At 71.2% G+C, this 22,446-nt stretch carries 21 protein-coding genes; 18 read left to right on the top strand and 3 right to left on the bottom strand.

What is annotated here, in order from left to right:
* The first annotated feature begins 32 nt into the window (after nt 1-32).
* From OG488_RS06360 to OG488_RS06345, 4 genes are all read left to right on the top strand, one after another.
* Nucleotides 33-719 carry an MBL fold metallo-hydrolase gene (locus OG488_RS06360; protein ID WP_329226719.1) on the top strand — a complete coding sequence of 229 codons (687 nt, stop codon included), beginning with the start codon at nt 33-35 and terminating at the stop codon, nt 717-719.
* A gap of 15 nt (nt 720-734) precedes the next feature.
* Nucleotides 735-1,997, top strand: coding sequence for a histidine--tRNA ligase (gene hisS, locus OG488_RS06355; protein WP_329226717.1), 1,263 nt, complete (start codon nt 735-737; stop codon nt 1,995-1,997).
* 408 nt (nt 1,998-2,405) lie between these two features.
* On the top strand, nt 2,406-3,041 hold the full coding sequence (locus OG488_RS06350; RefSeq protein WP_329226715.1) for a vitamin K epoxide reductase family protein: 636 nt from the start codon (nt 2,406-2,408) through the stop codon (nt 3,039-3,041).
* 43 nt (nt 3,042-3,084) lie between these two features.
* On the top strand, nt 3,085-4,458 hold the full coding sequence (locus OG488_RS06345) for a replication-associated recombination protein A (RefSeq protein ID WP_329226713.1): 1,374 nt from the start codon (nt 3,085-3,087) through the stop codon (nt 4,456-4,458).
* Nucleotides 4,459-4,468: 10 nt separating this feature from the next.
* Here the strand turns inward: OG488_RS06345 and OG488_RS06340 are convergent, their stop codons facing one another.
* Nucleotides 4,469-5,170, bottom strand: coding sequence for a DUF2470 domain-containing protein (locus OG488_RS06340; RefSeq protein WP_329226712.1), 702 nt, complete (start codon nt 5,168-5,170; stop codon nt 4,469-4,471).
* Between the two features lie 188 nt (nt 5,171-5,358).
* Here OG488_RS06340 and rpsD point away from each other — a divergent pair, with 188 nt between their 5' ends.
* On the top strand, nt 5,359-5,973 hold the full coding sequence (rpsD, locus tag OG488_RS06335) for a 30S ribosomal protein S4 (protein ID WP_031097728.1): 615 nt from the start codon (nt 5,359-5,361) through the stop codon (nt 5,971-5,973).
* A gap of 14 nt (nt 5,974-5,987) precedes the next feature.
* Here the strand turns inward: rpsD and OG488_RS06330 are convergent, their stop codons facing one another.
* Nucleotides 5,988-8,228 carry an ATP-binding protein gene (locus tag OG488_RS06330; RefSeq protein ID WP_329226710.1) on the bottom strand — a complete coding sequence of 747 codons (2,241 nt, stop codon included), beginning with the start codon at nt 8,226-8,228 and terminating at the stop codon, nt 5,988-5,990.
* Nucleotides 8,229-8,468: 240 nt separating this feature from the next.
* Here OG488_RS06330 and OG488_RS06325 point away from each other — a divergent pair, with 240 nt between their 5' ends.
* From OG488_RS06325 to nusB, 13 genes are all read left to right on the top strand, one after another.
* On the top strand, nt 8,469-8,918 hold the full coding sequence (locus tag OG488_RS06325; RefSeq protein ID WP_329226707.1) for a DUF948 domain-containing protein: 450 nt from the start codon (nt 8,469-8,471) through the stop codon (nt 8,916-8,918).
* A 7-nt stretch (nt 8,919-8,925) separates the two neighbouring features.
* A complete protein-coding gene (locus OG488_RS06320; RefSeq protein WP_329226706.1) occupies nt 8,926-9,222 on the top strand; it encodes a DUF6167 family protein in 297 nt (98 codons plus the stop codon).
* A complete protein-coding gene (alaS, locus tag OG488_RS06315; protein WP_329226704.1) occupies nt 9,222-11,891 on the top strand; it encodes an alanine--tRNA ligase in 2,670 nt (889 codons plus the stop codon). Before OG488_RS06320 ends, alaS begins: the two co-directional genes overlap by 1 nt.
* A gap of 8 nt (nt 11,892-11,899) precedes the next feature.
* Nucleotides 11,900-12,373, top strand: a complete 474-nt coding sequence (ruvX, locus tag OG488_RS06310; RefSeq protein ID WP_405698147.1) for a Holliday junction resolvase RuvX — start codon at nt 11,900-11,902, stop codon at nt 12,371-12,373.
* A 100-nt stretch (nt 12,374-12,473) separates the two neighbouring features.
* A complete protein-coding gene (gene mltG, locus OG488_RS06305; RefSeq protein ID WP_329226700.1) occupies nt 12,474-14,240 on the top strand; it encodes an endolytic transglycosylase MltG in 1,767 nt (588 codons plus the stop codon).
* Nucleotides 14,237-15,067 (top strand): shikimate dehydrogenase, encoded by an 831-nt coding sequence (locus tag OG488_RS06300; protein ID WP_329226699.1) that lies wholly within the window; start codon nt 14,237-14,239, stop codon nt 15,065-15,067. Before mltG ends, OG488_RS06300 begins: the two co-directional genes overlap by 4 nt.
* A 212-nt stretch (nt 15,068-15,279) precedes the next feature.
* On the top strand, nt 15,280-16,464 hold the full coding sequence (gene aroC, locus OG488_RS06295; protein WP_329226698.1) for a chorismate synthase: 1,185 nt from the start codon (nt 15,280-15,282) through the stop codon (nt 16,462-16,464).
* Nucleotides 16,461-18,107 (top strand): 3-dehydroquinate synthase, encoded by a 1,647-nt coding sequence (aroB, locus tag OG488_RS06290; protein WP_329226696.1) that lies wholly within the window; start codon nt 16,461-16,463, stop codon nt 18,105-18,107. Before aroC ends, aroB begins: the two co-directional genes overlap by 4 nt.
* Nucleotides 18,104-18,547, top strand: coding sequence for a type II 3-dehydroquinate dehydratase (locus OG488_RS06285; RefSeq protein WP_329226694.1), 444 nt, complete (start codon nt 18,104-18,106; stop codon nt 18,545-18,547). The genes aroB and OG488_RS06285 overlap by 4 nt, the downstream gene beginning before the upstream one ends.
* A 124-nt stretch (nt 18,548-18,671) precedes the next feature.
* Entirely contained in the window at nt 18,672-19,523 is an 852-nt protein-coding gene (locus OG488_RS06280) for a Pro-rich N-terminal domain-containing protein (RefSeq protein WP_329226692.1), read from the top strand.
* Between the two features lie 68 nt (nt 19,524-19,591).
* Nucleotides 19,592-20,698, top strand: coding sequence for an aminopeptidase P family protein (locus tag OG488_RS06275; protein ID WP_329226690.1), 1,107 nt, complete (start codon nt 19,592-19,594; stop codon nt 20,696-20,698).
* 72 nt (nt 20,699-20,770) lie between these two features.
* On the top strand, nt 20,771-21,337 hold the full coding sequence (efp, locus tag OG488_RS06270; protein WP_329226688.1) for an elongation factor P: 567 nt from the start codon (nt 20,771-20,773) through the stop codon (nt 21,335-21,337).
* Nucleotides 21,338-21,339: 2 nt separating this feature from the next.
* Nucleotides 21,340-21,771, top strand: a complete 432-nt coding sequence (nusB, locus tag OG488_RS06265) for a transcription antitermination factor NusB (RefSeq protein WP_031097763.1) — start codon at nt 21,340-21,342, stop codon at nt 21,769-21,771.
* Nucleotides 21,772-21,938: 167 nt separating this feature from the next.
* Here the strand turns inward: nusB and bldD are convergent, their stop codons facing one another.
* Nucleotides 21,939-22,439, bottom strand: coding sequence for a transcriptional regulator BldD (gene bldD, locus OG488_RS06260; protein ID WP_014157378.1), 501 nt, complete (start codon nt 22,437-22,439; stop codon nt 21,939-21,941).
* Between the last annotated feature and the right edge of the window lie 7 nt (nt 22,440-22,446).

The raw sequence follows: 22,446 nt of genomic DNA, 5'->3' as shown, positions 1-22,446 counted from the left end.
CCCTCCTCGTCGGACGAACACTAAGGACGAACGTGCTGATTGCCGGGTTCCCCGCCGGGGCCTGGGGGACCAATTGCTACCTGGTCGCCCCCGCCGCCGGTGAGGAGTGCGTGATCATCGACCCGGGCCACCAGGCCGCCCAGGGCGTCGAGGACACGCTGAAGAAGCATCGGCTCAAGCCCGTCGCCGTCGTCCTCACCCACGGCCACATCGACCACGTCGCCTCGGTCGTCCCCGTCTGCGGTGCCCATGACGTCCCCGCCTGGATCCACCCCGAGGACCGCTACATGATGAGCGACCCGGAGAAGGCGCTCGGCCGGTCCATCGGGATGCCGCTGATGGGCGAACTGACCGTGGGCGAGCCGGACGACGTCCACGAGCTGGACGACGGCGCCGTGCTGAACCTCGCGGGCCTGGAGTTCGGCGTCGCGCACGCGCCCGGGCATACCAAGGGGTCGGTGACGTTCAGGATGCCCGAGGCCGCGGACGTCCCGCAGGTCCTCTTCTCGGGCGACCTGCTCTTCGCCGGCTCCGTCGGACGCACCGACCTGCCCGGCGGCGACCAGGCCGAGCTGCTCGACTCGCTGGCCCGTGTGTGCCTGCCGCTCGACGACTCGACCGTGGTGCTGTCCGGCCACGGCCCCCAGACGACCATCGGCCGCGAGCGCGCCTCCAACCCGTACCTGAACGGTCTGGCCGCGCCCCGCCGAGGAATGTGACGAGAGAAAAGAACCGTGAGCACCTTCCAGGCCCCCAAGGGCACGTACGACCTGATCCCGCCGGACTCCGCGACCTACCTCGCGGTGCGCGCGGCGCTCGCCGAGCCCCTGAAGAACTCCGGCTACGGCTACATCGAGACGCCCGGCTTCGAGGACGTCGCCCTCTTCGCCCGCGGAGTCGGTGAGTCCACCGACATCGTCTCCAAGGAGATGTACGCCTTCGAGACCAAGGGCGGAGACAAGCTCGCGCTGCGCCCCGAGGGCACCGCGTCCGTCCTGCGCGCGGCGCTGGAGGCCAACCTGCACAAGGCGGGCAACCTCCCGGTCAAGCTCTGGTACTCCGGCTCGTACTACCGCTACGAGCGCCCGCAGAAGGGCCGTTACCGCCACTTCTCGCAGGTCGGTGCCGAGGCGATCGGCACCGAGGACCCCGCGCTCGACGCCGAGTTGATCATCCTGGCCGACCAGGCGTACCGGTCGCTCGGCCTCAGCCGGTTCCGCATCCTGCTGAACTCGCTGGGTGACAAGGAGTGCCGCCCCGTCTACCGCGAGGCACTCCAGACGTTCCTGCGCGACCTCGACCTCGACGAGGAGACCCGTCGGCGCATCGAGATCAACCCGCTCCGGGTGCTCGACGACAAGCGGGCCGACGTACAGAAGCAGCTGACCGGGGCCCCGATGCTCCGCGACTTCCTCTGCGACGCCTGCAAGGCGTACCACGAGGAGGTCCGCGATCTGCTGACGGCGGCGGGCGTGGTGTACGAGGACGACGAGAAGCTGGTCCGGGGCCTCGACTACTACACGCGCACCACCTTCGAGTTCGTCCACGACGGTCTGGGTTCCCAGTCCGCGGTGGGCGGCGGCGGCCGGTACGACGGCCTGTCCGAGATGATCGGCGGCCCGGCCCTGCCGTCCGTCGGATGGGCCCTGGGTGTGGACCGCACGGTGCTGGCGCTGGAGGCGGAGGGCGTCGAGCTCGAGATCCCCTCGACCACCAGCGTGTACGCCGTGCCGCTCGGCGAAGAGGCCCGGCGGGTGCTCTTCGGCCTCGTGACGGAGCTCCGCAAGGCGGGCGTCGCCGCCGACTTCGCGTTCGGCGGCCGCGGTCTGAAGGGTGCGATGAAGAGCGCGAACCGCTCCGGCGCACGCTTCACGATCGTGGCCGGTGAGCGTGATCTCGCCGACGGCGCCGTCCAGCTCAAGGACATGGAGTCCGGCGAGCAGGAGCCGGTCGCGCTCGACGCGCTCGTGGCCACGGTGCGCGCGAAGCTGGCCTGATCACACCTGTCCCCTCGCTGTGCCCGCCCGGTCCGACCGGGCGGGCACAGCGCGTCCGGGGCGCCGGACATGCGCCGCCGACGCCCTGTGGCAGCCGTACCGTCAACTCCGCGCATGCGGATTCATCCTCCGGGCCACTTCGGGTACGGGACCGCCGCCCGCACCCGGTGTCACCCCGCCCGGTGCCGGCCGCGGAGCCCGCGCCTGGCCGCCATGTCCCCTCCGGCCGCGCAGGATCCGCGCGGCGGCGCTTCCGCTCCCTCGCCCGGACCGTGGGTCAGGCTGCGCGGGACCGCCCGGGTCCGGCCCCCCGGGGCGCACGCATTTATGCCGATCGAACGGCTGGCCACGACCTCGGTGCGGCACAATGACCCTGCCCGGCTGGCTACTCAGTGATGGAACGGCGATATGACGATGGCAGCGGTAGATCATCCCTCCTCCCGGCAGGACGAGGACGACGGCGCGACGACCTACGGCGGCAGCCGCGCGCTCGCGCTGCTGCTGGTGATCACCGGTGCTGCCGGGCTGCTCGCCGCCTGGGTGATCACGATCGACAAGTTCAAGCTGCTGGAGGACCCGAGCTTCACGCCGGGCTGCAGCCTGAACCCTGTCGTCGCCTGCGGCAACATCATGAAGAGCGAGCAGGCGGCCGCCTTCGGCTTCCCCAACCCGATGCTCGGCATCGCCACCTACTCGGTGGTCATCGGCATCGGCATGGCGCTCCTCGCCGGCGCCCGCTTCCGCGCCTGGTACTGGCTGGGCCTCAACGCGGGCACCCTCTTCGGCGTCGGCTTCTGCACCTGGCTGCAGTACCAGTCGCTCTACAACATCAACTCGCTCTGCCTGTGGTGCTGCCTGGCCTGGGTCGCCACGATCTTCATGTTCTGCTACGTCACCACGCACAACATCAAGCACGGCATCCTGCCCGCCCCCGCCTGGCTCCGGAACACGCTCACCGAGTTCCACTGGGTGCCGCCGGTGCTCTGGATCGGGATCATCGGCATGCTGATCCTGACCCGCTGGTGGGACTTCTGGACCAGCTGACGCGGCAGGGGTCCTGTCAGTGGGGTGACATAGGCTTCCGTACGTGGAGCCCGACCTCTTTACCGCAGCAGCCGAAGACCGCCAGGAGAAGGACCCGTCCAGCAGCCCCCTCGCTGTCCGGATGCGTCCTCGCACGCTGGACGAGGTCGTCGGCCAGCAGCATCTGCTCAAGCCGGGCTCACCCCTGCGCCGCCTCGTCGGCGAGGGCGGCGGGGGCCCCGCCGGCCCCTCGTCCGTGATCCTCTGGGGTCCGCCCGGCACGGGGAAGACGACCCTGGCGTACGTGGTCAGCAAGGCGACCAACAAGCGTTTCGTCGAGCTCTCCGCGATCACCGCGGGTGTCAAGGAGGTCCGGGCCGTCATCGAGGGCGCGCGCCGCGCCACCGGCGGCTTCGGCAAGGAGACCGTCCTCTTCCTCGACGAGATCCACCGCTTCTCCAAGGCCCAGCAGGACTCCCTGCTGCCGGCCGTCGAGAACCGCTGGGTCACGCTCATCGCGGCCACCACGGAGAACCCGTACTTCTCGATCATCTCCCCGCTGCTGTCACGCTCGCTGCTCCTCACCCTGGAGCCCCTCGGCGACGACGACCTGCGCGCCCTGCTGCGCCGGGCCGTGACCGACGAGCGAGGACTGGGCGGAGCGGTCGCGCTCCCCGAGGACGCCGAGGCGCACCTGCTGCGGATCGCCGGGGGAGACGCCCGGCGGGTGCTGACCGCGCTGGAGGCCGCCGCGGGAGCGGCACTCTCCAAGCACGAGGACGAGATCTCGCTGGAGACGCTCGAGGAGACCGTCGACCGCGCCGCCGTGAAGTACGACCGTGACGGCGACCAGCACTACGACGTGGCGAGCGCCCTGATCAAGTCGATCCGCGGGTCCGACGTGGACGCCGCCCTGCACTACCTGGCCCGGATGATCGAGGCGGGGGAGGACCCGCGCTTCATCGCCCGGCGGCTGATGATCTCCGCCAGCGAGGACATCGGGCTCGCCGATCCGACGGCGCTGCCGACGGCCGTGGCGGCGGCCCAGGCCGTCGCCATGATCGGCTTCCCCGAGGCGGCGCTCACCCTCAGCCACGCCACGATCGCGCTGGCGCTCGCCCCCAAGTCGAACGCGGCGACGCTGGCGATCTCCGCCGCGCAGGAGGACGTCCGCAGGGGCCTCGCCGGCCCGGTCCCCGCCCATCTGCGCGACGGCCACTACAAGGGCGCCGCCAAGCTGGGCCACGCCCAGGGCTATGTCTACCCGCACGACGTGCCGGGCGGCATCGCCGCCCAGGAGTACGCACCGGACGCCGTCCGCGGCAGGCGGTACTACGAGCCCACGCGGTACGGCGCGGAGGCGCGCTACGCCGACGTGGCGGAGCGGGTCCGCGAGCGGCTCGGCCGTACCGATCCGGGCGGCCCGGCGTCCTCGTGACCGCCCCGGCTCAGCAGGACGCCGCCTCGAAGAGGGTGTGCATCGCCCGGCGCAGCTCGGTGACGTCGCGTACGGGCTCGGGAAATTCGAACCGGGCGTCGAAGCAGGCGCTCCCGTCCTCGACGAACCGCACCCGGAGACCGAAGCGGTCCAGCGCCACCGGTACGGCGTCGAGCCGGTGGTCCGCGCAGCCGCATTCGGCCCGGTCGCCGAGCAGCGCGGACAGGGTGGCCATCTGCTCGCCGTGGGCGGCGTGAAGATGCTGGAGCAGCTCGGCCTCGTGCGCCACCAGCGGGTCGGCGACGGCGTCCCGGAAGTCCTCCGGTTCCACCTCCTCGAAACCCCAGAGGTCGTCCACCGACGCCTCCCCGAGCTCCAGCCGGAGCATCATCCGGCCGGGCCGGGCGAGCCCCGGCACGGCGGTGAGCCAGCCGGCGACCCGGGCGCGGCCGCGGATCCGGTGCGGGACGGAGACCGGGGCGACGTCGGTGATCTCCAGCACGGCGGTCAGCTCGTCCCCCAGGGCACGCGTTGCGGCCCGTACGACCGGGGAATCCGCGGGGAAACCGAGGAACAGATCCCCCTCCGGGCCGATGCTCGTGCTGTCGGGCATCAGCTGGTCCGGGTGGATCACCGACAGCCCCGGTACGAGCAGCACCGCGGAGCAGGTACTCTGTACGAGAGTTCGTGTGCGCTCGGCTGCTGACGGCATCCGAGTGTTTTCAAGCCCGCTGGGACGCGGCTGACCACGATCAGATCGGCCTTCCGTCGTAGCAGCACCTTCAGGTGTGCTGCCGCTGTCTGTGCTGTCCGTGACGTGTGTGGTGTTCCCAGGGCGAGACATGCGATCTCCTTGAGTAAGGTAAGCCTAACCTAACCCACAACGGAGGTCTGGAGAACGTGCCTAACCAGTCGCGTCCCAAGGTCAAGAAGTCGCGTGCCCTCGGCATCGCCCTGACGCCGAAGGCTGTCAAGTACTTCGAAGCCCGCCCCTACCCGCCGGGCGAGCACGGCCGTGGCCGCAAGCAGAACTCGGACTACAAGGTCCGTCTGCTCGAGAAGCAGCGTCTGCGTGCGCAGTACGACATCAGCGAGCGCCAGATGGCGCGTGCCTACGACCGCGCCCGTAAGGCCGAGGGCAAGACGGGCGAGGCGCTGGTCGTCGAGCTCGAGCGCCGTCTCGACGCCCTGGTCCTGCGTTCGGGCATCGCCCGCACCATCTACCAGGCCCGCCAGATGGTCGTCCACGGCCACATCGAGGTCAACGGTGGCAAGGTCGACAAGCCGTCCTTCCGCGTGCGCCCCGACGACGTCGTGCAGGTCCGCGAGCGCAGCCGCACCAAGGTCCCCTTCCAGGTGGCCCGCGAGGGTGGTTACGACACCGACGGTGAGACCCCGCGTTACCTCCAGGTGAACCTGAAGGCCCTGGCCTTCCGCCTGGACCGTGACCCGAACCGCAAGGAAATCCCGGTCATCTGCGACGAGCAGCTCGTCGTCGAGTACTACGCCCGCTGATCCAGGCGTAGCGCTCAACCGAGCTCGGGCCCGCCCCTCCCTGGTGTACGGGAGGCGGCGGGCCTTCGCGTTTCCCCGGCTGCCCCGGCCGTGGGAGCCCCGTCCTCGGCGGGGGCGGTGCCGCCAGCCCCGGTGCCGGACGTCCCCTCCCGGCGGGCCCCGTCGTCCGCCCCCGCCCTGAGCGCCCGCGCCACCACCGCGTTCGCGTCCAGCCGGCGGCCGGAGCGCCGCTCCGCGTCGTACCGTGCGTCGCCCAGCTCGGCCCTCGCCCGCTCCTCGCACTCGGCGCGGGGCCTGCCGTAGTGCGCCGAGCCGAACAGCGGCAGGCCCACCGCGGGCCAGATCCGGTCCGCCGCGCCCTGGAGCACCGCCGCCTCCGCCGCGTCGCCCCCGGTGAGCGTGATGAGGGCCAGCAGCTCCAGCGACAGGGCCGTGCCGAGCAGATCGTGAAAGGCGTGCGCGATGGAGAGCGACTCCCCGAGCATCCGGCGTGCCCGCACGCTCCGCCCGGCCTGCAGCGCCGCGTAGCCCAGGACGTACAGGGCGTAGGCCAGGGTCCACCGCTCACCGTGGTCCTCGCAGATCTCGCGGACCTCGTCGCAGATCGCCGCGGCCCCGTCCAGATCACCGCGGAACGCCACGGCCATGCCCAGTTCGACCTGGGCCATCAGCACGTTGCTGTTCAGCTCGCCGATCTCCCGGTAGCGCCCGAGTGCCTCACGCAGCAGCTCCTCCGCGCGGACCGGGTCGTCCGTGACGATCGACAGGCAGCCCGTGCGGTGCACGGCGTAGGCCACCGCCGTGGCGTCCCCCGAGCGTTCGCCCTCCTCGCGGCACTCCTGCAGGGCCGACACCGCGGCGATCGGGTCCCCCTGCAGTACGGCCACGTAACCGAGCACCCACAGGGCCTTCAGCCGTGAGTGGTCGTAGGGGGTCTCCTCCTCCAGCACGTGGTCCAGCCAGTGGCGGCCCTCGGAGAGGCGCCCGCACCCCGCCCAGTAGAACCAGAGCGTGCCCGCCAGGTACTGCGCGAGATGGACCTCCTCCGGGCTCTCCATCGAACACTCCATCGCCCGGCGGAGATTGGGAAGCTCGCTGTCGATCCGGGCCGCCGCCTCCGCCTGCCGGGGGCTGAACCAGTCGAGCTCGCACCAGGTGGCCAGCCCCAGGTACCAGTCCCGGTGCCTGCGCCGCAGCCGCTCGGCGTCCCCGGTCGCCCGCAGCCAGTCGGCGCCGTACTCGCGCACGGTGTCCAGCAGGCGGTAGCGGCTGCCGACGACGGAGTCCTCACGCACCACCACCGACTGCGCCAGCAGTGCGTCCAGCACGTCCAGCACGGAGTCGGCCGGCAGGCCGGGGCCGCTGCAGATGTACTCGACGGCCTCCAGGTCGAACTGCCCGGCGAACACCGAGAGCCGCGCCCACAGCAGCCGCTGCTCGGGGGCGCACAGCTCATGGCTCCAGCCGATGGCCGTGCGCAGCGTCTGGTGGCGGGGGAGCGCGCTCGGGCTTCCCCCGGTCAGCAGCCGGAAACGGTCGTCGAGGCGGTGCAGGACCTGTTCCACCGTCAGGGCCCGCAGCCGTCCGGCGGCGAGTTCCAGGGCCAGCGGGATGCCGTCGAGCCGGCGGCAGAGCTCGCGCGCGGTCTCCCGGCCGGCGCCGGTCAGCCGGAACCCGGGCCGGACCGCTGCGGCGCGCCGGGTGAAGAGTTCCAGGGCGTCGTCGTCGGCCATCGGCGCGAGCGGGAAGGTGAGTTCACCGTCCACCCGCAGCGGCCGGCGCCCCGCGGCGAGCACCTGGAGGCCCGGCGCCCGGCGCAGCAACTCCCGCACGAGTTCCGCACAGGCGTCGGCGAGGTGCTCGAAACCGTCGATCACGAGCAGGAGCCGGCGCTCCGCGCAGTGCTCGACCAGCACGGCGCGCGGCGGCCTGCTGGTGTGGTCGGTGAGCCCCATCGCGTCGACGAGCGCGTGTTCGAGGAGATCCGGGTCGTGGACGGCCGACAGCTCGGCCAGCCAGACGCCATCGCAGTACCGTTTCTCCATCAGAGCGGCGATCCGGGTGGCGAAGCGGGTCTTGCCGACTCCCGCGACGCCCGCCACGGTGATGAGCCGGGACCTGCCCAGGAGCGACCGGAATTCGGCCAGTTCGGCCTCGCGCCCCACGAAGGCGTTCAGCTCCGCCGGGAGATTTCCGCGCACGGGGACGGGTTCCGGGTCGTCGGGCGTGGGAGAGGGGCGCTGAGGGCGTCGCATGAAACACGCAGAGTACTGGCACGTAAGCTCTCCGTACAATCGCCCCGCGTCCGGGACCCGCGCCGCACGCCCTGTCATGCGGTGCGGCGCGCGACGCCCGGCGCGATAGGCTCGGGGGACGACGATCGGCAGGGGTGGCAGGACGCGCCGGCCGAGCGGCGACAGGCAGAAACCGGCCGGGGGAGGTCCCGGCCGACGAGGGCGACGAGCAGAGAGCGGTGCACTGTGTCCGGTGGAGAGGTGGCCGGCATCCTGGTGGCTGTCTTCTGGGCGATCCTGGTTTCCTTCCTCGCCGTTGTACTGGTGAGGCTGGCCCAGACGCTCAAGGCGACCACCGCGCTGGTGGCGGACGTGACGGAGCAGGCGGTCCCGCTGCTCGCCGACGCCTCCGCGACGCTGCGCTCGGCGCAGACCCAGCTCGACAAGGTCGACGCCATCGCCAGCGACGTCCAGGAGGTCACCTCCAACGCCTCCGCGCTCTCGACCACCGTCGCGTCGACGTTCGGCGGCCCGCTCGTGAAGGTCGCCGCGTTCGGCTACGGGGTGCGGCAGGCGATCGGCCGCCGTACCGCCGCGGAGCCGGAACCGGCCCGTCGGGCCTCCCGCCGCACCGTGATCGTCGGCCGTACCGTGCCGTCCGCCCGTGACAGGAAGCGGAGCGGCCGAAGCTCCCGCGGACAGAAGGACTGATCCAGCGATGTTCCGCCGTACGTTCTGGTTCACCGCCGGCGCAGCCGCCGGCGTCTGGGCCACCACCAAGGTCAACCGCAAGATCCGGCAGTTGACCCCCGAAAGCCTCGCGGCGCAGGCCGCGGACAAGGCGATCGAGGCAGGTCACAAGCTGAAGGACTTCGCCCTCGACGTGCGTGAGGGCATGGTCAGGCGCGAGGCCGAACTGGGCGGGGCACTCGGCATCGAGGCGCCGGCCGACCCCGAGCTCGTCGCCCCCCGCACACTCCCCTACAACTCGAACAACCGGAATGAGGACCACTAATGGAGTCGGCTGAAATTCGCCGCCGCTGGCTGAGCTTCTTCGAGGAGCGCGGCCACACCGTCGTGCCTTCGGCGTCGCTCATCGCGGACGACCCGACTCTGCTGCTGGTCCCCGCGGGCATGGTCCCCTTCAAGCCCTACTTCCTCGGCGAGGTCAAGCCGCCCGCCCCGCGCGTCACCAGCGTGCAGAAGTGCGTGCGCACGCCGGACATCGAAGAGGTCGGCAAGACCACCCGCCACGGCACGTTCTTCCAGATGTGCGGCAACTTCTCGTTCGGCGACTACTTCAAGGAAGGCGCCATCGAGTTCGCCTGGGCGGCGCTCACGAACTCCGTCGAGGACGGCGGCTTCGGCCTCGACCCCGAGCGTCTGTGGATCACGGTCTACCTCGACGACGACGAGGCCGAGCAGATCTGGCGCGAGAAGATCGGTGTCCCGGCCGAGCGCATCCAGCGTCTCGGCAAGAAGGACAACTTCTGGTCCATGGGCGTCCCCGGACCCTGCGGCCCGTGCTCCGAGATCAACTACGACCGCGGCCCCGAGTTCGGTGTCGAGGGCGGCCCCGCCGTCAACGACGAGCGCTACGTGGAGATCTGGAACCTGGTCTTCATGCAGTACGAGCGCGGCGCCGGCGACGGCAAGGAGGACTTCCCGATCCTCGGGGACCTCCCGTCGCAGAACATCGACACCGGTCTCGGCCTCGAACGCCTCGCCATGATCCTTCAGGGCGTGCAGAACATGTACGAGACCGACACCCTGCGCGTCGTCATGGACAAGGCCACCGAGCTCACCGGCGTCCGCTACGGCGCCGAGCATGGCTCCGACGTCTCCCTCCGGGTCGTCGCCGACCACATCCGCACGTCGGTGATGCTCATCGGCGACGGCGTCACCCCCGGCAACGAGGGCCGCGGCTACGTCCTGCGCCGCATCATGCGCCGCGCCATCCGCAACATGCGCCTCATGGGCGCCACCGGCCCGGTCGTCCGTGAGCTGGTCGACGTCGTCGTCGACACCATGGGGCAGCAGTACCCGGAGCTGGTCACCGACCGCAAGCGCATCGAGACGGTCGCCCTCGCGGAGGAGGCCGCCTTCCTCAAGGCCCTCAAGGGCGGCACGAACATCCTCGAGACCGCCGTCACCGAGACCAAGGCCGCCGGCGGCAAGGTCCTGGCCGGCGACAAGGCGTTCCTGCTCCACGACACCTGGGGCTTCCCGATCGACCTCACGCTGGAGATGGCCGCCGAGCAGGGTCTCGCGGTCGACGAGGACGGCTTCCGCCGTCTGATGCAGGAGCAGCGGGACAAGGCCAAGGCCGACGCCAAGGCCAAGAAGACCGGTCACGCCGACCTGTCCGCCTACCGCGAGGTCGCCGACAACTCCGGCGTCACCGAGTTCACCGGCTACACCACCATCGAGGGCGAGTCGAAGATCGTCGGTCTGCTCGTCGACGGTGTGCCCTCGCCCGCCGCCTCCGAGGGCGACGAGGTCGAGGTCGTCCTGGACCGCACCCCGTTCTACGCCGAGGGCGGCGGCCAGCTCGCCGACCAGGGCCGGATCAGGCTCGACACCGGCGCCGTCATCACCGTCCGCGACGTGCAGCAGCCGGTTCCGGGTGTCTCGGTCCACAAGGGCTCGGTCCAGGTCGGCGAGGTGACGGTCGGCGCCTCCGCCTTCGCCGCCATCGACAACACCCGCCGCCGGGCCATCGCCCGCGCCCACAGCGCCACGCACCTCACCCACCAGGCGCTGCGCGACGCCCTGGGCCCGACGGCCGCCCAGGCCGGTTCGGAGAACTCGCCCGGCCGCTTCCGCTTCGACTTCGGCTCGCCCGCCGCCGTGCCCGGCACGGTCCTGACCGACGTCGAGCAGAAGATCAACGAGGTCCTCGCCCGGGAGCTCGACGTCCAGGCCGAGGTCATGTCCATCGACGACGCCAAGAAGCAGGGCGCCATCGCCGAGTTCGGCGAGAAGTACGGCGAGCGGGTCCGCGTCGTCACCATCGGCGACTTCTCCAAGGAGCTGTGCGGCGGTACGCACGTCGGCAACACCGCCCAGCTGGGCCTGGTGAAGCTGCTCGGCGAGTCGTCCATCGGTTCCGGGGTGCGCCGCATCGAGGCCCTCGTCGGCGTGGACGCGTACAACTTCCTCGCCAAGGAGCACACGGTCGTCGCCCAGCTCCAGGAACTGCTCAAGGGACGCCCCGAGGAGCTCCCCGAGAAGATCTCCGGCATGCTCGGCAAGCTGAAGGACGCCGAGAAGGAGATCGAGAAGTTCCGCGCGGAGAAGGTGCTCGCCGCCGCCGCCGGGCTCGTGGAGTCGGCCAAGGACGTGCGTGGCGTCGCCCTCGTCACCGGGCAGGTGCCGGACGGCACCACGGCCGACGACCTGCGCAAGCTCGTCCTCGACGTGCGTGGACGCATCCAGGGCGGCCGGCCGGCCGTCGTGGCCCTGTTCACCACGGCCAACGGCCGCCCGCTGACCGTCATCGCCACCAACGAGGCGGCCCGCGAGCGCGGTCTCAAGGCCGGTGACCTGGTCCGCGCCGCCGCCAAGACCCTCGGTGGCGGTGGCGGCGGCAAGCCGGACGTCGCCCAGGGCGGCGGGCAGAACCCGGACGCCATCGGTGACGCCGTCGCCGCTGTCGAACGCCTCGTCACCGAGACGGCGTGACGCCCGACATGTCGCAGATGCGCCGGGGACGCCGACTCGCGATCGATGTCGGCGACGCCCGCATCGGGGTCGCCTCGTGCGACCCCGACGGGATCCTCGCCACGCCGGTGGAGACCGTGCCGGGACGTGACGTCCCGGCCGCCCACCGGCGGCTCGGCCAGATCGTCGAGGAGTACGAGCCGATCGAGGTCATCGTCGGGCTGCCCCGCTCCCTCGGGGGCGGGGAGGGCCCGGCGGCCGCGAAGGTCCGTGCGTTCGCCCAGGTGTTCGCCCGTGCCGTCGCACCGATTCCTGTACGTCTCCTGGACGAGAGGATGACCACAGTGACGGCCACTCAGGGGCTGCGCGCTTCGGGCGTGAAGTCCAAGAAGGGCCGGTCTGTCATCGACCAGGCTGCCGCTGTGGTGATCCTTCAGAACGCTCTGGAGTCCGAACGGGCGTCAGGCGCTGCGCCGGGTGAGGGCGTCGAAGTGGTTGTCTGATCGCGATACGGTAACGTTCCGCGCGATGCGCCGGTGTTCGAACAGACACCGCACAGCAAAGCGAAGAGGCGGAGCGTCGTCTCGCGGCTCAAGGGGATCGATGACTGAGTATGGCCGGGGCTCCGGCTCCGAACCGTGGCATCCCGAGGACCCCTTGTACGGGGACCAGGGATGGGGAGGCCAGCAGGCCGCCCACGGCCAGGACCAGGGCCAGTACGACGGCCGGCAGCAGCAGCCCTACGCCCAGGACCCGTACGCCCAGCAGGGCTACCAGCAGGACCCGTACGCGCAGCAGCAGAACCAGCAGCATCAGCAGGACCCGTACGCGCAGCAGCACCAGCAGGACCCGTACCAGCAGCAGCCGCCGTTCGGCGCGCCACAGGACCCCTACGCCCAGCCGCAGCAGCAGCCGCAGTACGACAACGGCGGCTGGGACACCGGCCAGCAGGCGGCGATGCCGTACGGCGCCCAGCAGCACCAGTACGGCAACGACTCCGGCGGTTACGGCGAGCAGGCCGACTACTACGGCACCCCCGAGGCCTACCCGCCGCCGCAGCCCCCCGGCCACCGCGAGCAGGCACCTCAGCAGCCCCAGCAGTCTCAGCAGCAGGGCCAGGACTGGGATCCGGACGTGCCGCAGGAAGAGACGCATCCTTTCTTCACCGGCGCGGACGAACCGGCCGACGAGCGCGGATCCCGCTCCCGTACCCGTGAGGACGACGCGTACGACGACGACCCCCGTGAATCCGGCCGGGGCGGTGGCGAGCGTCGCGGCAAGGGGAAGAAGAAGAGCCGCAACGGCTGCGCCTGCCTCGGCGTGGCCGCGGTGCTCGTCGGCGGCCTGGGCGGAGTGGGCTACTTCGGGTACTCCTACTACCAGAGCCAGTACGGCCCGGCCCCCGACTACACGGGCAGCGGCAACGGCTCGGTCGAGATCGAGATCCCTGACGGCGCCCTCGGCAACGAGATCGCGAGCATCCTCAAGAAGGCCGGCGTCGTGAAGTCGTCCGACGCCTTCATCTCCGCACAGAGGGGAAACCCCAAGGGGAATTCCATTCAGGCCGGTGTCTATCTCCTCAAGAAGGAGATGTCGGCGGACAGCGCCGTGGAACTGATGCTGAACCCGAAGAGCCAGAACGCACTGGTCATTCCCGAGGGGTGGAGTACCACCCAAATCTACGCTGTGATCGACCGAAGGCTTGAGCTGAAAGCCGGTACCACGGCCCAGGTCGCGAAGACCAAGGCCGAGAGTCTCGGACTGCCTGAATGGGCGGACGACGACCCCAAGATCAAGGACCCGCTGGAGGGGTTCCTCTTTCCGGCCGCCTACGCAGTGCCCAAGAGCTCGAAGCCCGAGGACGCGCTGAAGAAGATGGTCACGCGGGCCAACAAGGAATACGGCAAGCTCGACCTCGAGCAGAACGCGAAGAAACTGAATCTGGACTCCCCGCTCGACCTCATCACCGTGGCGAGCCTCGTCCAGAAAGAGGGAAAGTACAAGCACGACTTCGACAAGGTCGCGAGAGTGGTCTACAACCGGCTCAAGCCGGACAACCTCGAAACCGTCGGAAGGCTCGAATTCGATTCGACGGTCAATTACATTCGAGATGAGAGCACACTGGACATCGGTGCCGTCGACGACCTGCGGAAGATCGACGATCCGTACAACACGTACAGCATCAAGGGGCTCCCCCTCGGGCCGATCTCGAATCCGGGTGCGGACGCGTTGCACTCCGCGATCAGTCCGGCATCCGGCCCTTGGTACTACTTCGTCTCCGTGACCGAGGACAAGACACTGTTCGCGGTGACGAACGAGGAGCACGAGCGCAACCGCAAGCAGTACGAAGAGAACAAGGCGGACCAGTGAGCGCCAAGTACCGGGCCGCCGTCCTGGGCTCGCCCATCGCCCACTCGCTCTCGCCCGTCCTGCACCGCGCCGCGTACGCGGAGATGGGCCTGCGTTCGTGGTCGTACGACCGCTTCGAGGTGGACGAGGCGGGGCTCCCGGGCTTCGTGCGGGACCTGGACGCCTCCTGGGCCGGGCTCTCCCTGACCATGCCGCTGAAGCGGGCGATCATTCCGCTGCTGGACGGGATCAGTGACACGGCGGCGTCGGTCGAGGCCGTCAACACCGTCGTGTTCACCGAGGACGGCCGCCGCCTCGGTGACAACACGGACATCCCGGGGATGGTCGCGGCACTGCGCGAACGCGGCGTCGACAAGGTCGAGTCCGCCGCCGTCCTGGGCGCCGGGGCCACTGCCTCCTCCGCGCTGGCCGCTCTCGCCGAGCTCTGCACCGGACCCGTCACGGCGTATGTGCGCACTGCGGCACGGGCCGACGAGATGCGCGGCTGGGGTGAACGTCTGGGCGTCGATGTCAGGATCGCGGACTGGTCCGAGGCCGATGCCGCCCTGCGCGCCCCCCTGGTGATCGCCACCACCCCGGCCGGCGCGACGGACGACCTCGCCGACGCCGTCCCCGCGGCCCCCGGCACGCTCTTCGACGTCCTCTACGACCCCTGGCCGACCGCCCTGGCCCATCGCTGGGCGGAAGCCGGAGCGGGTGTCGTGGGAGGCCTCGACCTCCTGGTGCACCAGGCCGTCCTGCAGGTGGAGCAGATGACCGGCCTGGACGCACCGCTCGCCGTCATGCGCGCGGCGGGCGAGGCGGCGCTCGCGGCGCAGAGCCACTAGTTCTCGCCGATCGGTGGCGTGTTCGATCCGCTCCCACCACGTCGGTGCGGCCGAGGGCGGCTCGCTGACCGTGGGGGACGGGGCCACGGCGTCCGTCCCCTGGACCGGGGGCAGGCGATCGCGCCCGTCCATGGGAGGATCAGGGGCGGCGGGCCAGGGCCGCGCACCCGGTCGCGCCGTTGCAGTTACAGGCGCGAGCATGAGGAGCACCGTTGAGCAGGTTGCGCTGGCTGACCGCCGGAGAGTCGCACGGCCCCGCACTGGTGGCGACGCTGGAGGGTCTTCCCGCCGGTATCCCCGTCACCACGGAGATGGTGGCGGACGCGCTCGCCAGGCGACGGCTCGGTTACGGGCGCGGCGCCCGTATGAAGTTCGAGCGGGACGAGGTGACCTTCCTCGGCGGTGTCCGGCACGGCCTGACCATGGGCTCGCCCGTCGCCGTGATGGTGGGCAACACCGAGTGGCCCAAGTGGGAGCAGGTCATGTCGGCCGACCCGGTCGACCCCGACGTGCTCGCCGCGCAGGCGCGGAACGCCCCGCTGACCCGCCCCCGGCCCGGCCACGCCGACCTCGCCGGGATGCAGAAGTACGGCTTCGACGAGGCCCGCCCGGTCCTGGAGCGCGCGAGCGCCCGTGAGACCGCGGCCCGTGTGGCCCTCGGCGCCGTCGCCCGGTCCTACCTCAAGGAGACCGCTGGCATCGAGATCGTCTCCCACGTCGTCGAACTCGCCGCGGCCAAGGCGCCCTACGGCGTCTACCCCAAGCCCTCCGACGTCGAGCGGCTCGACGCCGACCCCGTGCGCTGCCTGGACGCCGACGCGTCGAAGGCGATGGTCGAGGAGATCGACCAGGCCCACAAGGACGGCGACACCCTCGGCGGAGTCGTCGAGGTGCTCGCCTACGGTGTGCCCGTCGGCCTCGGCTCGCACGTCCACTGGGACCGCAGGCTCGACGCCCGGCTCGCCGCCGCGCTCATGGGCATCCAGGCCATCAAGGGCGTCGAGGTCGGCGACGGCTTCGACCTGGCCCGGGTGCCCGGCTCCCAGGCGCACGACGAGATCGTGGCCACCGCGGACGGCATCAGGCGTACCTCCGGCCGGTCCGGCGGCACCGAGGGCGGGCTGACCACCGGTGAGCTCCTGCGCGTGCGCGCCGCGATGAAGCCCATCGCCACCGTGCCCCGCGCGCTCGCCACCGTCGACGTCGTCACCGGCGAGGCGGCCAAGGCGCACCACCAGCGCTCCGACGTCTGCGCCGTGCCGGCCGCCGGCATCGTCGCCGAGGCGATGGTCGCCCTGGTGCTGGCCGACGCGGTGGCGGAGAAGTTCGGCGGCGACAGCGTCGCCGAGACCCACCGCAACGTGCAGTCGTACCTCTCCCACCTCCAGATCCGGTGAGCGGCCCGCTGATCGTCCTCGTCGGCCCCATGGGGGTCGGCAAGTCCACGGTGGGGGAGCTGCTCGCGGAGCGGCTCGGCACCACCTACCGGGACACGGACGCAGACGTCGTGGCCGCCGCGGGCAAGTCGATCCCCGAGATCTTCTTCGACGAGGGCGAGGAGCGCTTCCGGGCCATGGAGCGCGAAGCCGTGCGGGAGTCCCTCACCGAGCACCCGGGTGTCCTCGCGCTCGGCGGCGGGGCCGTCCTCGACAGGTCGACCCGCGCGCTGCTCGCCGGTCACCGGGTCGTCTACCTCTCGATGGACGTGGACGAGGCGGTCAAGCGGGTCGGTCTGAACACCGCCCGCCCCCTGCTCGCCGTCAACCCGCGACGTCAGTGGCGCGAACTCATGGACGCCCGGCGCCATCTGTACGACGACGTGGCGGATGTGACCGTCACGACCGACGCACGCACCCCCGAAGAGGTCGCCCAGGCGGTCCTCGACGCAACGGAACTGCCGGAGCGCACGGCCGGGGCCGTGCCGTCCGGCCGGGAGACCACACGCATGAGCGAGCAGGGCACCACGCGCATCCAGATCGCCGGCACGGCAGGCACCGAGGCCTACGAAGTGCTCGTCGGCCGCCAGCTCCTCGGCGAGCTGCCGAACCTCATCGGCGACCGTGCCAAGCGGGTCGCCGTCCTCCACCCCGAGGCGCTCGCCGAGACCGGTGAGGCGGTTCGCGGGGACCTCGCCGCCCAGGGCTACGAGGCCATCGCGATCCAGCTGCCGAACGCGGAGGAGGCCAAGACCGTCGAGGTCGCCGCCTACTGCTGGAAGGCGCTCGGCCAGACCGGTTTCACCCGCACCGACGTCATCGTCGGCGTCGGCGGCGGCGCCACCACGGACGTCGCCGGGTTCGTCGCCGCGTCCTGGCTGCGCGGGGTGCGCTGGATCGCCGTACCGACGACCGTGCTCGCCATGGTCGACGCGGCCGTCGGCGGCAAGACCGGCATCAACACCGCCGAGGGCAAGAACCTCGTGGGCGCCTTCCACCCGCCGGCCGGAGTCCTCTGCGACCTGGCCGCCCTGGACTCGCTGCCGGTCAACGACTACGTCTCCGGCATGGCCGAGATCATCAAGGCCGGTTTCATCGCCGACCCGGCCATCCTCGACCTCGTCGAGGCCGACCCGCAGGGCGCCCGCACGCCCGCCGGGCCGCACACCGCGGAGCTGATCGAGCGTTCCATCCGGGTCAAGGCCGAGGTCGTCTCCAGCGACCTCAAGGAGTCCGGTCTCCGGGAGATCCTCAACTACGGGCACACCCTGGCGCACGCCATCGAGAAGAACGAGCGCTACAAGTGGCGCCACGGCGCGGCCGTCTCGGTCGGCATGGTCTTCGCGGCGGAGCTCGGCCGGCTCGCCGGACGCCTCGACGACGCGACCGCCGACCGGCACCGTGCCGTCCTGGAGTCCGTCGGACTGCCGCTCACCTACCGCGGTGACCAGTGGCCGAAGCTCCTGGAGAACATGAAGGTCGACAAGAAGTCCCGCGGCGACCTGCTGCGCTTCATCGTCCTGGACGGCATCGGGAAGCCCACCGTGCTGGAGGGCCCCGACCCGGCCGTCCTGCTCGCCGCCTACGGGGAGGTCTCCGCGTGACGGCCCGTCGGGTCCTCGTGCTCAACGGCCCGAACCTCGGACGTCTCGGCTCCCGTGAGCCCGACGTCTACGGGGCGACGTCCTACGCCGGTCTCGTCGACACCTGCCAGGCCGTCGGCAAGGAGCTCGGCTTCGACGTCGAGGTCCGGGAGACCAACGACGAGGGCGAGCTGATCCGCTGGCTCCACGAGGCGGCGGACGGTTCGATCCCGGTCGTCCTCAACCCGGGCGCCTTCACGCACTACTCGTACGGGATGCGCGACGCGGCGTCCCAGCGCACCGCCGCGCTGATCGAGGTGCACATCTCGAATCCGTACGCGCGCGAGGAGTTCCGCCACACCTCCGTGGTCGCCCCGGTGGCCACCGGCACGGTGGCAGGGTTCGGGATCGGCTCCTACCGGCTCGCCCTGCGCGCCCTGGCCGACGAACTGACGGACTGAAGGGCTGACGGACCGACACCGGGCACTTCCCGCCTTCCCCGCCCGTTCACCGCAGGGCGGCCGGGGAAGGTACGGTTGCCGTTCGACCAGCGCTCATCGCCCGTACGAGACGGAGTGGCACCGGATGCAGCACGCAGTGGGGGCCCCGCTGCCTCCGCCCCAGGGCCCGGGCATCGGACCGTGGACGCACCAGGCCCAGCACTCGGGCCGACCGGGCCAGGCGGGGCCACCGCCCCCTCCCGCGGCGCCGGGGTACCGGCCCGGCGCGCCCCAGCACGCCCCCGTGGCGCCGGGACCCCAGCCCCCCGCCCCGCAGCACGCCCCGGTGCCGCCCTCCCGGGAGACCACCGGGCACGTCCAGCTCCCGCCCGGGGGGCCCGTCCCGCTGCCGGCGCCGCCCGCGGAGCCGGGTACCGGAGCCGCGACGCTGGCCGTGCTGCTGATCGGCCCCGCCGGAGCGGGCAAGACCACGGTCGCCAAGCTCTGGGCCGCCCGGCGCCGGGTGCCCACCGCTCACGTGTCCCTCGACGACGTCCGCGAATGGGTCTGCTCCGGATTCGCCGACCCGCAGGCCGGATGGAACGACCACTCCGAGGCCCAGTACCGCCTGGCCCGGCGCACCTGTGGCTTCGCCGCCCGCAATTTCCTGGCCAACGGCATCTCCTGCATCCTCGACGACGCGGTCTTCCCCGACCGGCCCGTCGTCGGACTCGGAGGCTGGAAGCGGCACGTCGGCCCCGGGCTGCTCCCCGTGGTCCTCCTGCCCGGCCTGGAGGTCGTCCTGGAGCGCAACGCCGCCCGCAGCGGGAACCGCAGGCTCTCCGACGAGGAAGTGGCCCGGATCCACGGGCGGATGGCCGGCTGGTACGGCTCCGGCCTGCCGATCATCGACAACTCCACCTACGACGTCGAGACGACCGCCCGGGTCCTCGACGACGTCCTGGCCCGCTCCATAGCCAGCCCGCCCGCCTGGTAGGCGCCCTCGGTTCCCGGTCGGGTGCGCTGACCGGGCGGAGCTGCGCCCGCGCTCGTAGGCTCGGAAGCATGTCAGAGGTGTACGCCGTACGACGCGGGCTGCTGCGTGACCGGTACGCCGCCGCCGGATCCGCGGCCGCACTGGTCTCCCGCCCCGCCAACGTCCGCTATCTCGCGGGTGGGGCCCCGCCGGGCGCCGTGCTGCTGCTCGGCCCCGGCGAGGACGTCCTGCTCTGCCCCCGCGCGCCGACCGGGGACCCCGCCCACGGGCGCCCCGACGAGCAGCTGCGGCTGACCGTCCTGCCCGATGCCGACGGCGACCCGGTCGTCGCCGCGGCGGGTCTCGCCGGCGGCCTGCACGCCGACTCCCTGGCCGTCGAGGAACACGACCTGACGGTCTCCCGCCACCGCGCCATGAGCGCCGTCGCCCCGCGCCTGCGCCTCGGCGACCTCGGCAGCACCGTGGAACAGCTGCGCCTGGTGAAGGACGAGGAGGAGATCGCCTGCCTGCGGATCGCCGCGGAGATCACCGACCAGGCGCTCGGCGAACTCCTCGAATCGATCCTCGTGGGACGCACCGAACGCCACCTGGCCCTGGAGCTGGAGCGCCGGCTCGTGGACCACGGTGCCGACGGCCCGGCTTTCGCCACCTCCGTGGGGACGGGCCCCCACTCGGGGCTGGGCCGCCACCGGCCCACCGATCGCAGGGTCGAGGAAGGTGATTTCCTCTCCGTCTGCCTCGGGGCGAACTACCGCGGATACCGCTGCGAGATCGGCCGGACGTTCGTCATCGGGACCAGCCCCGCCCAGTGGCAGATCGAGCTCTACGACCTCGTTTTCGCCGCTCAGCGGGCCGGACGTGAGGCCCTCGTCCCCGGTGCCGCCTACCGCGACGTGGACCGCGCGGCCCGCCATCTCCTGGACTCCGCGGGCTACGCGGACGGCCTCCAGGCCTCCACCGGGCACGGGGTCGGACTGGAAATCGACGAGGACCCGCAGTTGGCACCGACAGCCATGGGTAAACTGGACGCTTGTGTGCCGGTCACCGTCGAACCGGGGGTCCACCTCCCGGGCCGGGGCGGTGTCCGGATCGATGACACGCTCGTCGTGCGCCCTGAGGCGGACGGCGGACCCGAGCTACTCACCATTACGACCAAGGAGCTGCTCGCGCTCTAGGGATCTCCTCGCGGAGGACCCGGCGCGCATCCCCGGTCGTCCACCAGCTTCAGTCCAGGAGATTCCGCAACCGTGGCTTCCACGAACGACCTCAAGAACGGCCTGGTGCTCAAGCTCGACGGAGGCCAGCTCTGGTCCGTCGTCGAGTTCCAGCACGTCAAGCCCGGTAAGGGCCCTGCCTTCGTGCGCACCAAGCTCAAGAACGTGCTCTCCGGCAAGGTCGTCGACAAGACGTTCAACGCCGGCGTGAAGGTCGAGACGGCCACCATCGACCGCCGCGACATGCAGTTCTCGTACATGGACGGCGAGTACTTCGTCTTCATGGACATGAGCACGTACGACCAGCTCATGGTCGACCGCAAGGCCGTCGGCGACGCCGCCAACTTCCTGATCGAGGGCTTCACCGCCTCGGTCGCGCAGCACGAGGGCGAGGTGCTCTACGTCGAGCTGCCCGCCGCCGTCGAGCTGACCATCCAGCACACCGACCCCGGTGTCCAGGGCGACCGCTCCACCGGTGGCAGCAAGCCCGCCACCCTGGAGACCGGTTACGAGATCGGCGTGCCGCTCTTCATCACCACCGGCGAGAAGATCAAGGTCGACACCCGTACGGGCGACTACCTCGGCCGGGTGAACAGCTAACCGTGGCTGCCCGGAACAAGGCCCGCAAGCGCGCCTTCCAGATCCTCTTCGAGGCCGACCAGCGCGGTGAGTCCGTGCAGACGGTCCTCGCGGACTGGGTACGGCTCTCGCGGACCGACGACCGCCAGCCGCCGGTCGGTGAATTCACGATGGAGCTGGTCGAGGGGTACGCCCAGTACGCCGACCGGATCGACGACCTCATCGTCACCTACGCCGTGGACTGGGAGATCGACCGCATGCCGGTCGTCGACCGGAGCATCCTGCGGCTCGGTGCGTACGAGCTGATCTGGATGGACTCGACCCCGGACGCCGTCGTCATCGACGAGGCGGTCCAGCTCGCCAAGGAGTTCTCCACGGACGACTCCCCGGCCTTCGTGAACGGCCTGCTGGCCCGGTTCAAGGACCTCAAGCCGAACCTCCGCCGGGAGCAGTAGCTCCGGGCGGCGTCGAGCCGAAGAAGGGCCCACGGTCGATGTGCGACCGTGGGCCCTTCGGCGTACCGGGCCGGATGCCTGCGAGGGCGTGCGGACATGCGAACGCCGGGTGGGCGGGGTCCTGGGGACCCCGCCCACCCGGCGGTACGCGTCTTCGTCCGGGCAGGTCAGCCCTCGTCGTGCGCCACGGCGCGGCGCGCGTCGGCGTCCAGGACGCCCCAGCTGATCAGCTGCTCCGTGAGCACGGACGGCGACTGGTCGTAGATCACGGCGAGGGTCCGCAGGTCGTCCTGGCGGATCGAGAGCACCTTGCCGTTGTAGTCGCCGCGCTGGCTCTGGATCGTCGCCGCGTAACGCTGCAGCGGTCCGGCCTTCTCCGGCGGCACGTGGGCGAGGCGCTCGAGGTCGAGGACCAGCTTCGGCGGCGGCTCGGCGGCACCGCCGGGGGTCGTGCCGGGCAGGAGCTCCTGCACCGGGACGCCGTAGAAGTCGGCCAGCTCGGCAAGGCGCTGCACGGTCACGGCGCGGTCGCCGCGCTCGTAGGAACCGACCACGACGGCCTTCCAGCGGCCCTGCGACTTCTCCTCCACGCCGTGGAGGGAGAGGCCCTGCTGGGTGCGGATGGCGCGGAGCTTGGCCCCGAGCTGCTTTGCGTATTCGCTGGACATAAGGCTC

It is taken from the genome of Streptomyces sp. NBC_01460 (assembly GCF_036227405.1).
In the GTDB taxonomy this organism is placed as follows: domain Bacteria; phylum Actinomycetota; class Actinomycetes; order Streptomycetales; family Streptomycetaceae; genus Streptomyces.
The sequence above is the reverse complement of the archived record's forward strand: the minus strand, read 5'-3'. Positions and strand labels throughout refer to the sequence as shown.

Excerpts from the sequence above, each read along its gene's own strand:
- mltG (WP_329226700.1), top strand. The coding sequence starts at position 12,474 with ATGACTGAGTATGGCCGGGGCTCCGGCTCCGAACCGTGGCATCCCGAG.
- OG488_RS06280 (WP_329226692.1), top strand. The coding sequence starts at position 18,672 with ATGCAGCACGCAGTGGGGGCCCCGCTGCCTCCGCCCCAGGGCCCGGGC.
- OG488_RS06330 (WP_329226710.1), bottom strand. The coding sequence starts at position 8,228 with ATGCGACGCCCTCAGCGCCCCTCTCCCACGCCCGACGACCCGGAACCC.
- bldD (WP_014157378.1), bottom strand. The coding sequence starts at position 22,439 with ATGTCCAGCGAATACGCAAAGCAGCTCGGGGCCAAGCTCCGCGCCATC.
- OG488_RS06275 (WP_329226690.1), top strand. The coding sequence starts at position 19,592 with ATGTCAGAGGTGTACGCCGTACGACGCGGGCTGCTGCGTGACCGGTAC.
- OG488_RS06320 (WP_329226706.1), top strand. The coding sequence starts at position 8,926 with ATGTTCCGCCGTACGTTCTGGTTCACCGCCGGCGCAGCCGCCGGCGTC.
- OG488_RS06340 (WP_329226712.1), bottom strand. The coding sequence starts at position 5,170 with ATGCCGTCAGCAGCCGAGCGCACACGAACTCTCGTACAGAGTACCTGC.
- alaS (WP_329226704.1), top strand. The coding sequence starts at position 9,222 with ATGGAGTCGGCTGAAATTCGCCGCCGCTGGCTGAGCTTCTTCGAGGAG.
- ruvX (WP_405698147.1), top strand. The coding sequence starts at position 11,900 with ATGTCGCAGATGCGCCGGGGACGCCGACTCGCGATCGATGTCGGCGAC.
- OG488_RS06350 (WP_329226715.1), top strand. The coding sequence starts at position 2,406 with ATGACGATGGCAGCGGTAGATCATCCCTCCTCCCGGCAGGACGAGGAC.